The following is a 14209-nucleotide window of genomic DNA, read 5'->3' on the forward strand; positions in this document are numbered from 1 at the left end:
CTGCCTTCAGGGGCAGAGCTTTTCCATCAAGGTGTCCTCCCGGGAGGACGAACCGCTTTATTGAACTTCCGATTTCGTTTCCGTGGCGGGTTCGCCTTCCCCGGTGCCCTTGATGGACTCGGCCTCGGGAGCGGTTTCTGCTGTCGGTGCGGTTTCCACGGGTGCCGCTTTCTCGACCTTGGGCGCTTTTGGCGCCTTTCGCTTATCTGCCGCCACCAGCTCGATCATCGACATGGCCGCCGCATCTCCGGGGCGTCGCCCCACCTTGACAATGCGGGTGTACCCGCCGTGGATGTCGCCAAAACGCTCGCGAGCCTCATCGAAGAGCCGGTGAACCACCGCCTGTTCGCGAATGATCGAAAGGGCCTGGCGCCGGGCGTGAAGATCCCCGCGCTTGGCCAGGGTGACGATATGATCCGCCCAGCCCCTGAGAGCCTTGGCCTTGGCATCGGTAGTCCGAATACGGTCGTACTTAAAAAGTGAGGTCACCATGTTGCGAAACATGGCCTTGCGATGACTGCTGTTCCGACCTAATTTTACCCCTGCTTTTCGGTGTCTCATAGAATCTTACTCTCCTTCCTCCGCATCTTCCTCCGGAGGTATAAATCCCTCAAGCTTCATCCCAAGAGAAAGGTCCATCTCGGTCAGGACCTCTTTTATCTCGTTGAGAGACTTTCTCCCGAAATTTTTCGTTTTGAGCATCTCGGCCTCGGTTTTGGCGACCAGCTGATAGATCTTGTGGATATCAGCGTTCTTCAGGCAATTCGCACTGCGGACGGACAGCTCAAGTTCTTCGACGCTTCGGTAGAGGTTCTCGTTAAACTTGGGTTGTTCCTGTTCTTCGGATGTTCTTTCCGGCTCGGGCTCGACATCCTCATCAAAATTGATGAAAATCGACATCTGCTCTTTCAGGATTTTTGCCGCATAGGCGACTGCATCCTCCGGCTTGACGCTCCCATCCGTCCAGACTTCCATCGTCAATTTGTCGTAATCTGTCTTCTGTCCGACACGGGCGTTCCCGACGACGTAGTTCACCCGCTTGATGGGTGAAAAAACAGCGTCGATGGGAATCGTGCCAACCGGTGCTTCCTCATCCTTGTTGGCTTCGGAAAGGGAATACCCCCTGCCGACCTTTACCATCATCTCCATTTTCAGTTCGGCATCGGCCCCCAGCGTCGCGATGTGCTGCTCGGGGTTGAGAATCTCCACCCTGCCGTTGTCGCTGATGATATCTCCCGCCGTGATTTCGCCCTCTTTACTCACGTCAATTCGAACCATTTTGGGTTCAGGATCGGACACCTTGAGACGAACTTCTTTGAGGTTCAATATTATCTCGGAAGCATCCTCGAGCACACCCGGAATCACGCTGAATTCGTGCATCACCTGATCAAATTTCACGGATACGATCGCTGCCCCGTAAAGGGAAGAGAGAATAATCCGCCTGAGAGAATTTCCGATGGTGATACCGAACCCTCTCTCAAGGGGTTCGCAAACGAACTTACCATAGGAAAGTGTGGATTCTTCTTTCTGAACCTTTTCCGGCTTGATGATCTCGCGCCAGTTCATATACATGAGTTCATTTGATGACATTTTATATTAACTCCAGACTTTTCAGGAAGATGTCCGAGTAGTCGTCGTTTGTATCCTACAACATCACGAATGGTGCGAACGCCCCCTGTATTTCATCAAGGACGAACGCAAATTATTTCGAGTAGAGCTCGACAATAAGCTGTTCCTGCATCGGCATGGTCAGATCCTCACGGACCGGCAGGCTCTTGACGATACCCTTCATGTTTTCCTTCTCAACCTCGAGCCACTGGGGGATGCCCCTGCGAACCACGCTCTCCAGCGCATCGGTCATTGCCTGAATATTGCGGCTCTTGTCTCGCAGTTCGATGACATCACCCACCTTCACCTGATAGGAGGGAATATTGACCGCCTTCCCGTTGACCAGAAAATGTTTGTGCCGAACGAAATGACGCCCCTGGGTACGGGAATTGGTAAACCCAAGCCGGTAGACGACATTGTCGAGGCGGCATTCGAGGGCGACGAGGAGATTGGTGCCCGTGATGCCCTTTTGTCGTTCGGCCCTTTTGAAAAACAGGCGAAACTGATTTTCGTCAAGACCGTAGATACGTTTCACCTTCTGCTTTTCACGGAGCTGAATCCCGTAGTCGGACAATTTCCCTCGCCGCCGCTGACCATGTTGACCCGGCGGATACCCGCGCCGATCAAATGCACATTTGTCCGAATAACAGCGGTCTCCCTTCAAAAACAATTTCAAATTTTCTCGTCTGCATAGCCGGCAAACAGAACCTATATATCGTGCCAAATTTTCCTCCTTATTTTACACCCTGCGGCGTTTCGGCGGTCTGCAACCATTATGCGGTATCGGTGTAACATCCTTGATCATGACGATGTTGAATCCGGCAGCCTGCAACGACCGAAGAGCGGATTCCCGTCCGGCTCCCGGGCCTTTGACATAAACCTCGACATTTTTCATGCCGTGCTCCATCGCTTTTTTGGAAGCGTCCTCAGCGGCCAACTGAGCGGCGAACGGCGTACTTTTCCTTGACCCCTTGAAGCCCTGCACACCGGCACTGGACCAGGAAACGATATTTCCCGTCGGATCCGTAATGGTCACGATGGTGTTATTGAACGTCGATTGAATATGCACGACGCCGTTTAATATATTTTTTTTCTCTTTTTTTTTGGTTCGAGTTTTTCTCGGCATAAACGCTGTTCCTCTGTTGCGCGCCCATCGGCGCTGTTTGCGACGCCGCGCAATCCCTCATGAATTACTTTTTCTTGGCTGCGCCTTTTTTCTTCACTGCCGCCCGTCGCGGCCCCTTCCGGGTTCTCGCATTGGTTTTGGTCTGCTGTCCCCGGACGGGAAGCCCTTTTCGATGCCGAAGTCCACGATAGCATCCCAGATCCATCAACCGCTTGATGTTCATGGAGACCTCGGTTCGAAGCTCGCCCTCGACCTTGTATCCGCCGTCGATCATTTTTCGAATGTCGTTGATTTGTCCTTCGGTCAAATCATCTGTCTTTACATTCGGATCGATATCCAGCTGTGACAGTATCCGACTCGACGACGTTCGACCGATACCATAGATATAGGTCAGCCCGATTTCAATCCGCTTTCCCTTAGGTAAATCTACGCCCGCAATTCTTGCCAACGCTTATCCTCCTCTGTTAACCTTGTCTCTGTTTATGGCGCTTATTTTCGCAGATCACTCGGATCACGCCTTTCCTGCGGATAATCTTGCATTTGCTGCATATCCTCTTAACAGATGCCCTGACTTTCATTGAACCAAGCTCCTTCAAGCGCTTTTACGCTTATTTTGATCGATAAACAATTCTGCCCCGGGTCAGATCATACGGAGACAACTCGACTGTCACGTTATCACCGGGTAGAATTCGTATAAAATGCATCCGCATCTTCCCGGAAATATGCGCAAGAATCTGATGGCCGTTTTCCAGTTCCACCTTGAACATGGCGTTCGGCAGGGTTTCTTTCACCGTACCTTGCACCTTAATCGGTTCTTCTTTCGGCATGCTATCTCCCTCTGTCTTTTCATTGGGACGAGCCCAACAACTGATTCCGCAAAGCGCAGATTCTCTAGTGGCGTCCCTTGATTCTTGTTCCGCCCCCTTTTTTCAGGAAACCCTCGTAGTGACGGGTGAGCATATGGGATTCGATCTGGGAAACCGTATCAATAGCAACCCCCACCACGATCAATAGTGCTGTTCCACCGAAATAAAACGGAATGTTAAATTTGGATATCAGAATGGACGGCAACACGCATATCGTTGAGACATAAATGGCGCCGCCCAGCGTAATCCGCGTCAGGACCCGATCGATGTAATCGGCCGTGCGTTTGCCCGGACGAATCCCCGGAATGAACCCCCCGTGCTTTTTCATGTTGTCCGCCACATCAACCGGATTGAACGTCACGGCGGTATAGAAATAGCAGAAGAAGAAAATAAAGACGACGTATAGTGCTTCATACGCAAGATTCCCCGGTACCATAGCGCCTGCGACCTGCTGCATCCAGGGAACGTTGATAAAGTTGGCAATCGTCGCCGGAAACATGATGATGGACGATGCGAAGATGGGCGGAATGACGCCCGACGTATTGATCTTGAGGGGCAGGTGGGTGCTCTGACCGCCGTACATTCGCCGCCCCACCACGCGCTTGGCGTATTGTACCGGAATCCTGCGCTGCCCCTGCTCCACGAAGACGATCACAGCCACCACGACCAGCATCAGCACCACCAGGATAACGATGGAAAAAACGCCCATCTCTCCAGTGGACACGAGGCGGAACGTATTCGAGACGGCGACGGGCATTCTGGCTACGATGCCGGCAAAGATGATCAGTGAGATGCCGTTTCCAATACCCCGCTCCGTGATCTGTTCACCCAGCCACATGATAAACGCGGTTCCCGCCGTCAGCGTAATCACGGTCATCAGACGAAACGTCCAACCCGGATCGATCACCACTGCGGCACCGCCGGGAGATGTCATGCTTTCCAAACCGATGCTGATACCGAATCCCTGAATGATGCTGAGAAGCACCGTTCCGTACCGGGTGTACTGAGTGATTTTTTTCCGCCCCTGCTCCCCTTCCTTGGAAAGCTGCTCCAGATGCGGCACGACCACCGTCAGAAGCTGAATGATGATAGAGGCGCTGATATAGGGCATGATTCCCAGCGCAAATACTGACAGTTGCTCGAGCGCGCCGCCCGAAAACATGTCGAAGAGCCCCAACAGGGTGCCTTTTGCACGGGCGAAGAACGACGCCAGCGCAACGGTATCGATTCCCGGTGTCGGAACATGAACCCCAACGCGATATACGGCCAAAAGACCAAACGTGTACAAGACGCGCTTTTTTAATTCGGGAATCTTTAAAATATTCTGGAACCCGCCACCAACCATAGATATCCCTCGTCTGCTGCTGTGAGTGTGTAACCTTTTTCGTCAGTCCGATGGGCCGTGGACTCCGCGGCTTAGACGATCGTGCCGCCGGCGGCCTCGATCTTTTTTCTGGCGTTTTCACTGACGGCATCCAAACGGACCGTCAACGGATAATCGATATCCCCGAACCCCAACAATTTAATGCCGTCAATGCTTCCCTTGACGATTCCCGCCTTGATCAGGGCCGGGCCGTCAATGGTGTCGCCGCTCTGGAACTTCGCAAGATCCCGAATATTGACGACGGCGATATTTTTCTTAAAGATATTGGTAAATCCCCGTTTGGGAAGACGACGGTGGATCGGCATCTGACCGCCCTCGAATCCCGGCCTGACGCCGCCGCCGGAACGGGCGTTGTGTCCTTTGCTGCCTCGACCCGCTGTCTTTCCCCATCCGGAGCCGACGCCGCGGCCAATGCGTTTCCGTGATTTTCGCGCCCCTTCCGCGGGGGACAATTCATGCAGTTTCATCAAGGATCTCCTCTGACTTTACCAAATGCGATACAGCGCCGACCATCCCTCGAATTGCGGGGGTATTCTCAAGAACGACTGTTTTGTTCAGTTTGGTCAGCCCCATTCCCCGCAACACCTTTCGATGCTTTTCCGGCCTTCCGATCATACTTTTTACAAGTGTTATCTTTAATTTTTCAGCCATTTGTCTTCCTCTAACATCCGTTTGCCGTAGATGCGCATCCAGCCGGACGATTCGTTACAGTTCTTCCGCAGGCTTTCCCCGTCTTGCAGCGACCTGCCTACGGCTCTGAAGCCGATAGAGCCCTTCCAGTGTCGCCTTGACGACGTTGTGAGGGTTGTTGGATCCCAAACATTTCGTCAGAATATTTTGCACACCGACGGCCTCCAGCACAGCGCGAACCGCACCGCCGGCGATAACGCCGGTTCCCTGGGACGCCGGTTTCAGAAGGACACGGCCGGCGCCATATTTGCCGACGATTTCAAACGGGATCGTCCCGTCGACCAGCGGCACCTTCAGCATGGTTTTTTTGGCCTTGTCAACACCCTTTCGAATGGCTTCGGGAACTTCGTTGGCCTTGCCCAAACCGAAGCCGACACTGCCTTCACCATCGCCGACAACAACGATCGCACTGAAACTGAACCGTCTACCACCTTTAACGACCTTCGCCACCCGGCTGATATGGACGACTTTATCGATTAACTGATTCTCATCCGTATCCTGTCTTTTCGCATTAAAGACCAAGGGAATGCCTCCTTATTCCTTTTAAAAATCCAATCCGGCCTTACGCGCACCCTCGGAGACGGCCTTGACCCGTCCGTGGTACAAAAAGCCGTTTCTGTCGAAGACGACCTGTTTCACACCTTTTTCAATCAACCGCTCGCCAACCAGTTTCCCTACAAATTCCGCGGTATCCTTTTTGCCTTTGGCAGCGGCAAGCTCTCCATTTTCCTTAACGGCCGGTTCCGTGCTGGAAGCGGCGACCAGGGTGATGCCTTGGATGTCGTCAATCACCTGCGCATAGATGTGCTTCGCGCTTCGAAAAACACTCAACCGAGGCCTCTCGCTGGTTCCGGCCACATGTTTTCGAATTCTTTTTTTGCGCTTCAGACGCGCTTGTTTTTTATTGAAAGAGCCCATCTTAATCTATTTCCTTGCACACTTGAACCATCAGAAAGGATCTTCTATGGCTATGGGTTATTTTGCGCCGGTCTTCCCGGCCTTGCGCTGAATCTTTTCCTGAGCGTATTTGATGCCCTTGCCCTTGTAGGGCTCCGGGGGTCTCAGGCGTCGAATGGATGCAGCCATTTGTCCAAGCGCTTCCTTATCGATGCCTGAAAGTTTGATCGTGTTGTTCCGGTCGACTTCGGCGGAGATCCCCTTGGGTATCTCGAAGTTGATGGGGTGGGAATAGCCAAGGTTCAGCACGATCTGATTTCCGCTCACCTCCGCGCGATATCCGATGCCGTTGATCTCGAGGATTCTCTCGAATCCGGCGCTCACCCCGGTCACCATGTTGGAAACGAGGCTTCGGGTCAACCCCTGGATCGCCCGAATTTCACGCGTATCCTTCTCCATGGTCACATGGATCTCGTTGTCTTGAACATCCAGGTTCACCGCATCGTGAATCGTCCGAGTCAGCTTGCCCTTTTCACCTTCAACGCTGATCATTCCGTCTTTATAGGATACCTTCGTTTTGCTTGGTATCGGAATCGGTTTTTTACCTACTCGAGACATCTGTCACTCCTCTTCCTACCAGACCCTGCAGAGGATCTCGCCCCCTACGTTTTCCTTACGGGCCTGCTGGTCGGTCATGATCCCCTTGGATGTGGACAAAATGGCAATACCTGTGCCGTTAAAAAAGGGCTTGATATCCTTACCCTTCACGTAAACCCGCCTGCTCGGCTTGCTGACGCGCTCTATCTGGTAGATGGCATTTTCGGAATCCGAACCATATTTCAGATAAACCCGAAGGACACCCTGTTTGTTGTCTTTTATGAACTTGTAGTTCTTGATATAGCCTTCGTTTCGCATCACCTTGGCCAGTTCGACCTTCATGTTCGAGCCGGGGATGTCGACACTCTTCAGCTTCGCCCTCCCGGCATTCCGGATTCGGGTCAGCATGTCCGCTATTGGATCGCTAATCGTCATTATCGTTGCTCCTTGCCCTGATGTATCCGTCTACCAACTCGACTTTATAACGCCGGGGAGTTTACCTTGCGAAGCGAGATTCCGAAAACAGATACGACAGATCCCAAACTTTCTGATGAACGCTCTCGGCCGACCGCACATCGGACACCTGTTGTACGCCCGTACCTTGAATTTCGGCGTTCTCGTTGCCTTCGTTCTCAGTGCTTTCCTTGCCAAATTTTCCTCCTTAATTCCTGAACGGCATCCCCAAGAGCTTAAGCAGTGCCTTTCCTTCTTCATCGGTCTCGGCTGTCGTAACGACCGAAATGTTCAGGCCCTTGATCTTGTCGATCTTGTCATAGTCTATTTCCGGAAAAATGATGTGCTCCCGGATGCCCAGGGAGTAATTCCCCTTTCCGTCGAAAGCCTTCCCGGAGATACCCCTGAAGTCCCGAACACGCGGCAAGGCGATATTCACCAATTTGCTGAAAAAATCATACATCCGATCACGGCGAAGGGTCACCCGGCAGCCGATGGGCATGCCTTCCCGCAGCTTGAAAGCGGCGATGGACTTCTTGGCGCGCGTAACGACCGGTTGCTGTCCGGCGATCATCCTGAGTTCCTCGACGGCGGAGTCGATCAATTTGATATTGTGGATCGCTTCTCCCAACCCCATGTTGAGCACAATCTTGGTCAGCTTCGGCACCTGCATGATGTTTTTGTACTCGAAGGTCTCGATCAACTCGGGAACGATCTTTTCCTCATAAGTTTTTTTTAAACTATCCATCACTACCCTCCAACACAAGCCCTATGCGTCCAACACCTCATCGCATTTTGCACAAACGCGCACCTTTTTGCCGTCCTCGAGCTGCCGCATCCTGATACGGGAAGGCGACATGCACTTGTTGCACATCAACATGACGTTCGTCCAGTGAATCGGCGCCTCGGTCTCGATGATGCCGCCCTGTCTGTTCTGTGCGCTGGGTCTTGTGTGGCGCTTTACGATATTGATGTTTTCGACAAGAACCCGATTCTTCTTGTTGATCACCTTCAGCACTTTGCCGATCTTCCCCTTGTCCTTGCCGGTGATGATTTTAACTTTATCGTCCTTCTTGACGTGGCATTTATTCGTGTTTTTCATTCTTCATTTCTCCACAGGGCAAACCGAGATGAAACTATAATACCTCTGGAGCCAGTGAAATAATTTTCATAAACCGTTTCGCTCGGAGTTCTCTTGCCACAGGTCCGAAGATACGTGTTCCAACGGGCTCCTTGGCCGCATTGATCAGCACGGCGGAATTGTCGTCGAATCGGATGTAGGATCCGTCCGGACGCTTGATTTCCTTCTTGGTCCGAACCACCACCGCTTTCAGGACTTCCCCTTTTTTGACCTTTGCATTGGGTATGGCCTCCTTGACGGTCACCACGATGATATCGCCGATGCTGGCATACCGTCTTCTGGAACCACCGAGGACTTTGATACAGTATAGAACTTTGGCTCCGGAGTTATCCGCTACCGTCAGTCTAGATTCTGCCTGAATCATTCTAATTTTCCTTTATGTATCAAACAGCTTTTTCGAGTATTTGGCTTACTCGCCATCGCTTGGTTTTGCTGAGCGGCCTGGACTCGGTGATCATCACCTTATCCCCCACCTGGCAGACGTTAGCCTCGTCGTGGGCTGCAAACTTGGCCCGCCTACGAATGTATTTTTGGTAAAGTCGATGCTTCACCAACCGTTCGACCTGGACGACGACGGTTTTATCCATCTTGTTGCTGACGATCGTCCCGGTCAACTGTCGTTTCATTCCTCGCTTTTTCATAGCTATTCTTTATCTATATGTTTTTGCGTTCAGTCTCTTTGATAATCGTCATGACTCTAGCCAGACCACGCTTGGTGGATTTGATCTTCTGCGTGTTTTCAAGCTGACCCACACCATGCTGAAAGCGCAGGTTGAAGAGCTCTTCGTAGAGGTCGTTCGCCTTCTGGCGCATTTCCTCGGGGCTCAGCTCTCTAATCTCACTTGCCTTCATCACACATCCCCTCTTTCAACAAATTTGGTCTTGATGGGAAGCTTGTGGGCGGCCAGCCGAAGGGCCTCTTTGGCCAGTTCCACCGGGACGCCCTCCATTTCGTAAAGGATTCTGCCGGGACGAATGACGGCCACCCAACCTTCAGGTGCGCCTTTACCCTTTCCCATTCGTACTTCGGCGGGCTTTTTGGTGAAAGGTTTGTCGGGAAAAATCCGAATCCACATCTTTCCGCCCCTCTTGACATGGCGGGTCATGGCGATACGCGCGGCCTCGATCTGCTTGGAGCTGATGGTGCCGCACTCCATCGCCTGCAGACCGAACTCGCCAAAAGCCAAGTCGCTGCCGCGCCAGGCGATCCCGCGCATTTTCCCTTTTTGTTGTTTTCGAAATTTTACCTTCTTAGGACTCAACATGTCCGTATCTCCTTAGCATGCTCACCGCTTGGCTATATCACATCCTTCTTCAAGATTTCGCCATTGAAAACAAATACCTTAATACCGATGATGCCGTATGTCGTGTTGGCTTCCGTAAATCCGTAATCGATATCAGCCCTCAAGGTATGCAACGGAACGCGACCTTCACGGTACCATTCGGTCCTTGCCATTTCCGCACCGCCCAAGCGGCCTGCGCAGATGATCTTGACGCCTTTGGCTCCAAAACGCATCGCCGAGGAGACCCCCCGCTTCATCGCCCGCCGGAAGGCCACGCGTCTCTCGATCTGGGCGGCGACATTTTCGGCAACCAGCTGTGCATCGATTTCAGGTTTTCTGACCTCCTGGATGTCAATCAGGACCTCCTGGGTGATCATCTTCTCCAGTTCATTTTTGAGTTGTTCGATCTCGGAGCCCTTTTTGCCGATGACAATCCCCGGCCGTGCTGTATAAATTCGGAGTCTAACACGCTTGGAGGATCTTTCGATCTCTATTTTAGAAATCCCTGCGTGGTAAAGCTTCTTCTTTATAAACTTCCGGATTTTAAAGTCCTCTAGAATGTAATCCGCATAGTTTTTCCCAGCATACCAGCGGGAGTCCCATGTCTTTACGATACCGAGTCTTAACCCAACAGGGTTTACTTTCTGGCCCAAGCGTTTACCTCCTTATCTACGCCATTTCCTCTAAAATTACAGTGATGTGACTGGTCCGCTTGAATATTTGCGTCCCCCTGCCGCGTGCCCTGGCGTGAAAGCGCTTCAACATGGGCCCCTGGTCGGCGATTACGTTTTTAATTATCAACGCGTCAACATCAATCCCCAAATTCTCATCCGCATTCGCCACCGCTGAACGGATTACCTTTGCAACAATCCCTGCGGTCTTTTGCGGCATAAATTTGAGAGTACTCAGTCCGCGTTCAACCGGCTGCCCTTTGACGGCATCAACGATTGATCGTACTTTCTGCGGCGAAGTACGCACATATCTTAATACAGCTTTGACCTCCATTACGACATACCCTTTTCCCAGAATGGACTACTTTTTCAATTTAGATTTCTTATCACCGGCGTGACCGTAGAATGTACGCGTAGGCGAAAATTCACCCAGCTTGTGCCCCACCATGTTTTCCGTCACGAACACCGGGATAAATTTTTTCCCGTTGTGAACCGCCAGCGTGGTGCCAACCATCTCAGGGATGATTGTCGAACGCCGGGACCACGTTTTGATCACCTTGTTACTGCGGGTCTCCTGGGCCACCAACACCTTGTTCATGAGTTTGGCATCAATGTATGGACCTTTTTTTAACGACCGTGGCATAAGCCTCTCCTACACTTGCAGACAACCTGACATTCAGGTCAGGCTTGCACGCTTTTATTTTTTCGTACGCCTTTTGACAATATATCGATCGGTCCGTTTGTTTTTACGTGTCCGATAACCCTTCGTCGGAATACCCCACGGCGTGCACGGATGGCGGCCGCCGGAGGAGCGACCTTCGCCGCCGCCCATGGGATGGTCCACCGGGTTCATGGCCACGCCCCGGACCTTGGGTCGACTACCCAGCCAACGTTTACGGCCGGCTTTGCCCAAAGCGATGTTCTCGCTCACAACGTTCCCCACCTGGCCGATGGTGGCCTGGCAGGTCAACAAAACCATCCGAACTTCGCCCGAGGGCAATTTGATCTGGGCGTAACGATCTTCCTTGGCCATAAGCTGGGCAAAAGTTCCGGCGCTTCTGACGATCTGACCGCCTTTTCCCACCCGCAACTCGATATTATGGATCAACGTACCCAGTGGTATGTTCTTTATCGGCAGCGTGTTGCCGGGCTTGATGTCGGCTTCGGGCCCGGACATGACCTGATCGCCTACGGCGAGATTCACCGGCGCAAGAATGTATCGTTTTTCACCATCCGCATAATAGAGAAGCGCGATTCTTGCGCTTCGGTTGGGATCGTATTCGATGGATGCGACCTTTGCGGGAATGCCGATCTTGTCTCGTTTGAAATCGATGACGCGATAGTGGCGTTTGTGCCCACCGCCGCGATGCCTGCACGTAATCCGGCCGTTGGTATTTCGACCACCCTGTTTCTTGAGAACCCGAAGCAGACTCTTTTCAGGCTCTTTCCGGGTGATCTCCTCGAAGGTAGAATATTCCTGGAACCTACGACCGGGAGATGTCGGTTTTATCCTCTTAACTGCCATTACAACTCCTAAATGTTAAACGCCTTCAAAAAAGTCAATCCGTTCTCCGGGCATCAGTGTGACTACCGCCTTTTTCCAGTCTTTTCGCTTCCCGACAATCCGGCCTCTCTGCTTGACCTTGCCTTTGACGTGCATGGTCCGAACACCGGCGACGCGGACGCTGAAAATCTTTTCGATAGCCTTTTTGATCTCCACACGGTTTGCTCTGGGGTTCACCTCGAACGAAAATTGATTGTTGAGTTCTTTTTGATTCGTCGTCTTTTCCGTCACCAGAGGGCGTATAATCTGATTGTAATAGTTGTTCATGCGGAGAGCCTCCCTTCAATCGCTTTTACGGCGGGCTCAAGCAGGATAATATCCCTGTATTTCAAGATATCATAGACATTGAGCCCTTCGACCTTGATCACCTTGACATTGGGAAGGTTCCGGGAGGAAAGAACGAGTTTTTCATCCGCCGCATCGGTCACCAGCAAGACATTGCTCTTGTTCAGTGCGCGGATCACCTCGGCAAACGCCTTGGTCTTGATTCGATCCAGCTCCAGTTGATCCACCACCGTCAGTTCATTTTCCTGAAGTTTGCTGGAAAGCGCCATCTTCAGCGCCATGCGCCTGACCTTCTTGGGGACCTTGTAGGCATAAGATTTGGGTGAAGGGCCAAAGACGACACCGCCGCCTCTCAACAACGGCGATTTGATGTTTCCCCGTCGCGCCCGACCGGTTCCCTTCTGGCGAAAAAGTTTTTTGGTGCTTCCGGCGACATCTCCGCGGCGCTTGACCGATGCGCTCCCCGACCGCCGGGAGGCCAACTGCATGGTGACCACCTCATGGAGAACGCCGGGCTTCACGGGAACGCTGAATATCTCATCTGAAAGCTCTACCTGAGAAACCTTTTCACCCTTGCTGTTCAGAACATCTACAACTGCCATAACGAACCTCGCCGACCCCTTACTTGACCGCTCCCTCGTTGAGGATCGGCCTTCGCGGGGCCTCACGCGATATTATTTCGCGAATTTAGTTTTTCTCACCATAACAAGCCCGGACTTCGATCCGGGAACCGCGCCCTTAAGCAGTACCAGATTGTCATCCATCCGAATATCGACAATCTCAAGGTTTCTGACGGTCTGTTTCTCGTTTCCGTAGGCCCCGGGCATCCGCTTTCCCTTGGTCACACGGGCCGGCCACGCGCTGCATCCGATGGAGCCCGGGATGCGGTGACTATGACTTCCGTGGGTTTTTTTGCCCCCGGAAAATCCGTGACGACGCATAACGCCGGAAAATCCTCGCCCCTTGGTCTTTCCGATGACGTCCACCTTCTCACCGACATGGAAGATATCCGCCGTGATAACCTGACCGGGGGTGAACTCCTCAGGATTGTCTACCGGCACCTCACGCAGGGCTGCCGTAGACGTGAGATTGCTTTTTTTCAAATGTCCCTTGACCGGCTTTGTAACGCGTTTTTCTTTTCGCTCTCCAAACGAAAGCTGAAGCGATTCGTAGCCGTCCGTCGACTTGGTTTTCACTTGGGCAACCGTGCAGGGGCCGACCTGCACAACCGTTACCGGGATCTGCTTGCCTTCCGGCGAATAGACGGTACTCATGCCCAATTTCTTTCCAATCAATCCTTTACACATCGCTCTATCTCTCCTGTCGTCCTGCTACAGCTTGATCTCCACATCCACTCCCGGAGAAAGATCGAGCTTCATAAGGGCGTCGACCGTCTGTTGGGTAGGATCAAGGATATCCAGCAGTCGTTTGTGGGTTCTCATCTCAAACTGCTCACGAGATTTTTTATCGATGTGAGGGGATCTGAGCACGCAATACTTGTTGATTGTGGTCGGCAACGGAATCGGCCCGACGACCTTGGCACCTGTTTTGTTGGCGGTATCGACGATATCCGCCGATGACTGGTCCAGCAGCTTGTGGTCGTAGGCTTTCAGCCGTATCCTGATCTTCGTATTCATTATCATA

General features: G+C 52.3%; 29 protein-coding genes. All 29 read right to left on the reverse strand.

Annotation, left to right across the window (positions count from 1 at the left end; all coding sequences use genetic code 11):
- Positions 1–57: 57 nt before the first annotated feature.
- The 29 genes from rplQ to rpsJ all read right to left on the reverse strand — a co-directional run bounded on the left by rplQ (position 58) and on the right by rpsJ (position 14208).
- Positions 58–561 (reverse strand): 50S ribosomal protein L17, encoded by a 504-nt coding sequence (gene rplQ, locus dmul_RS14570; RefSeq protein ID WP_020878719.1) that lies wholly within the window; start codon positions 559–561, stop codon positions 58–60.
- A 6-nt stretch (positions 562–567) separates the two neighbouring features.
- Positions 568–1590 (reverse strand): DNA-directed RNA polymerase subunit alpha, encoded by a 1023-nt coding sequence (locus dmul_RS14575; protein ID WP_020878720.1) that lies wholly within the window; start codon positions 1588–1590, stop codon positions 568–570.
- Positions 1591–1702: 112 nt separating this feature from the next.
- Positions 1703–2332 carry a 30S ribosomal protein S4 gene (rpsD, locus tag dmul_RS14580; protein ID WP_020878721.1) on the reverse strand — a complete coding sequence of 210 codons (630 nt, stop codon included), beginning with the start codon at positions 2330–2332 and terminating at the stop codon, positions 1703–1705.
- Between the two features lie 15 nt (positions 2333–2347).
- Positions 2348–2734, reverse strand: a complete 387-nt coding sequence (gene rpsK, locus dmul_RS14585; protein WP_020878722.1) for a 30S ribosomal protein S11 — start codon at positions 2732–2734, stop codon at positions 2348–2350.
- A gap of 64 nt (positions 2735–2798) precedes the next feature.
- A complete protein-coding gene (gene rpsM, locus dmul_RS14590; RefSeq protein ID WP_020878723.1) occupies positions 2799–3182 on the reverse strand; it encodes a 30S ribosomal protein S13 in 384 nt (127 codons plus the stop codon).
- Positions 3183–3198: 16 nt separating this feature from the next.
- On the reverse strand, positions 3199–3312 hold the full coding sequence (gene rpmJ / locus dmul_RS19785; protein ID WP_020878724.1) for a 50S ribosomal protein L36: 114 nt from the start codon (positions 3310–3312) through the stop codon (positions 3199–3201).
- A gap of 30 nt (positions 3313–3342) precedes the next feature.
- A complete protein-coding gene (gene infA / locus dmul_RS14595) occupies positions 3343–3561 on the reverse strand; it encodes a translation initiation factor IF-1 (protein ID WP_020878725.1) in 219 nt (72 codons plus the stop codon).
- Positions 3562–3625: 64 nt separating this feature from the next.
- Entirely contained in the window at positions 3626–4945 is a 1320-nt protein-coding gene (secY, locus tag dmul_RS14600) for a preprotein translocase subunit SecY (RefSeq protein ID WP_020878726.1), read from the reverse strand.
- A 71-nt stretch (positions 4946–5016) separates the two neighbouring features.
- Complete coding sequence (gene rplO, locus dmul_RS14605) at positions 5017–5451, reverse strand: 50S ribosomal protein L15 (protein ID WP_020878727.1); 435 nt, start codon at positions 5449–5451, stop codon at positions 5017–5019.
- Positions 5438–5635 (reverse strand): 50S ribosomal protein L30, encoded by a 198-nt coding sequence (rpmD, locus tag dmul_RS14610; RefSeq protein ID WP_020878728.1) that lies wholly within the window; start codon positions 5633–5635, stop codon positions 5438–5440. The genes rplO and rpmD overlap by 14 nt, the downstream gene beginning before the upstream one ends.
- Before the next feature lie 54 nt (positions 5636–5689).
- A complete protein-coding gene (gene rpsE / locus dmul_RS14615) occupies positions 5690–6196 on the reverse strand; it encodes a 30S ribosomal protein S5 (protein WP_020878729.1) in 507 nt (168 codons plus the stop codon).
- 21 nt (positions 6197–6217) lie between these two features.
- A complete protein-coding gene (rplR, locus tag dmul_RS14620) occupies positions 6218–6592 on the reverse strand; it encodes a 50S ribosomal protein L18 (RefSeq protein ID WP_020878730.1) in 375 nt (124 codons plus the stop codon).
- Between the two features lie 57 nt (positions 6593–6649).
- A complete protein-coding gene (gene rplF / locus dmul_RS14625) occupies positions 6650–7189 on the reverse strand; it encodes a 50S ribosomal protein L6 (protein ID WP_020878731.1) in 540 nt (179 codons plus the stop codon).
- Positions 7190–7204: 15 nt separating this feature from the next.
- Complete coding sequence (gene rpsH, locus dmul_RS14630) at positions 7205–7603, reverse strand: 30S ribosomal protein S8 (protein ID WP_020878732.1); 399 nt, start codon at positions 7601–7603, stop codon at positions 7205–7207.
- Positions 7604–7633: 30 nt separating this feature from the next.
- A complete protein-coding gene (locus dmul_RS19790; RefSeq protein ID WP_428154411.1) occupies positions 7634–7882 on the reverse strand; it encodes a type Z 30S ribosomal protein S14 in 249 nt (82 codons plus the stop codon).
- Positions 7830–8369 (reverse strand): 50S ribosomal protein L5, encoded by a 540-nt coding sequence (rplE, locus tag dmul_RS14635; protein WP_020878733.1) that lies wholly within the window; start codon positions 8367–8369, stop codon positions 7830–7832. Before rplE ends, dmul_RS19790 begins: the two co-directional genes overlap by 53 nt.
- A gap of 21 nt (positions 8370–8390) precedes the next feature.
- Complete coding sequence (gene rplX, locus dmul_RS14640) at positions 8391–8723, reverse strand: 50S ribosomal protein L24 (protein ID WP_020878734.1); 333 nt, start codon at positions 8721–8723, stop codon at positions 8391–8393.
- A gap of 34 nt (positions 8724–8757) precedes the next feature.
- Complete coding sequence (rplN, locus tag dmul_RS14645) at positions 8758–9126, reverse strand: 50S ribosomal protein L14 (protein WP_020878735.1); 369 nt, start codon at positions 9124–9126, stop codon at positions 8758–8760.
- Between the two features lie 19 nt (positions 9127–9145).
- Positions 9146–9403, reverse strand: coding sequence for a 30S ribosomal protein S17 (gene rpsQ / locus dmul_RS14650; RefSeq protein WP_020878736.1), 258 nt, complete (start codon positions 9401–9403; stop codon positions 9146–9148).
- Between the two features lie 13 nt (positions 9404–9416).
- Positions 9417–9614: a 50S ribosomal protein L29 gene (gene rpmC, locus dmul_RS14655; RefSeq protein ID WP_020878737.1), complete on the reverse strand. Its 198-nt coding sequence runs from the start codon at positions 9612–9614 to the stop codon at positions 9417–9419.
- The gene (gene rplP / locus dmul_RS14660; protein ID WP_020878738.1) at positions 9614–10027 is read right to left on the reverse strand and encodes a 50S ribosomal protein L16; all 414 of its coding nucleotides are present in this window, start codon (positions 10025–10027) and stop codon (positions 9614–9616) included. The genes rpmC and rplP overlap by 1 nt, the downstream gene beginning before the upstream one ends.
- Positions 10028–10059: 32 nt before the next feature.
- The gene (rpsC, locus tag dmul_RS14665) at positions 10060–10698 is read right to left on the reverse strand and encodes a 30S ribosomal protein S3 (RefSeq protein ID WP_020878739.1); all 639 of its coding nucleotides are present in this window, start codon (positions 10696–10698) and stop codon (positions 10060–10062) included.
- Between the two features lie 16 nt (positions 10699–10714).
- Positions 10715–11050, reverse strand: coding sequence for a 50S ribosomal protein L22 (gene rplV, locus dmul_RS14670; RefSeq protein ID WP_020878740.1), 336 nt, complete (start codon positions 11048–11050; stop codon positions 10715–10717).
- A gap of 27 nt (positions 11051–11077) precedes the next feature.
- Positions 11078–11359: a 30S ribosomal protein S19 gene (rpsS, locus tag dmul_RS14675; RefSeq protein ID WP_020878741.1), complete on the reverse strand. Its 282-nt coding sequence runs from the start codon at positions 11357–11359 to the stop codon at positions 11078–11080.
- 54 nt (positions 11360–11413) lie between these two features.
- On the reverse strand, positions 11414–12241 hold the full coding sequence (gene rplB / locus dmul_RS14680; RefSeq protein WP_020878742.1) for a 50S ribosomal protein L2: 828 nt from the start codon (positions 12239–12241) through the stop codon (positions 11414–11416).
- A gap of 15 nt (positions 12242–12256) precedes the next feature.
- On the reverse strand, positions 12257–12547 hold the full coding sequence (rplW, locus tag dmul_RS14685; RefSeq protein ID WP_020878743.1) for a 50S ribosomal protein L23: 291 nt from the start codon (positions 12545–12547) through the stop codon (positions 12257–12259).
- Positions 12544–13167 (reverse strand): 50S ribosomal protein L4, encoded by a 624-nt coding sequence (rplD, locus tag dmul_RS14690; protein WP_020878744.1) that lies wholly within the window; start codon positions 13165–13167, stop codon positions 12544–12546. Before rplD ends, rplW begins: the two co-directional genes overlap by 4 nt.
- Before the next feature lie 72 nt (positions 13168–13239).
- Complete coding sequence (rplC, locus tag dmul_RS14695; RefSeq protein ID WP_020878745.1) at positions 13240–13872, reverse strand: 50S ribosomal protein L3; 633 nt, start codon at positions 13870–13872, stop codon at positions 13240–13242.
- Between the two features lie 24 nt (positions 13873–13896).
- Positions 13897–14208: a 30S ribosomal protein S10 gene (gene rpsJ / locus dmul_RS14700; protein ID WP_020878746.1), complete on the reverse strand. Its 312-nt coding sequence runs from the start codon at positions 14206–14208 to the stop codon at positions 13897–13899.
- Between the last annotated feature and the right edge of the window lies 1 nt (position 14209).

This window comes from Desulfococcus multivorans, from assembly GCF_001854245.1.
GTDB lineage: Bacteria > Desulfobacterota > Desulfobacteria > Desulfobacterales > Desulfococcaceae > Desulfococcus > Desulfococcus multivorans.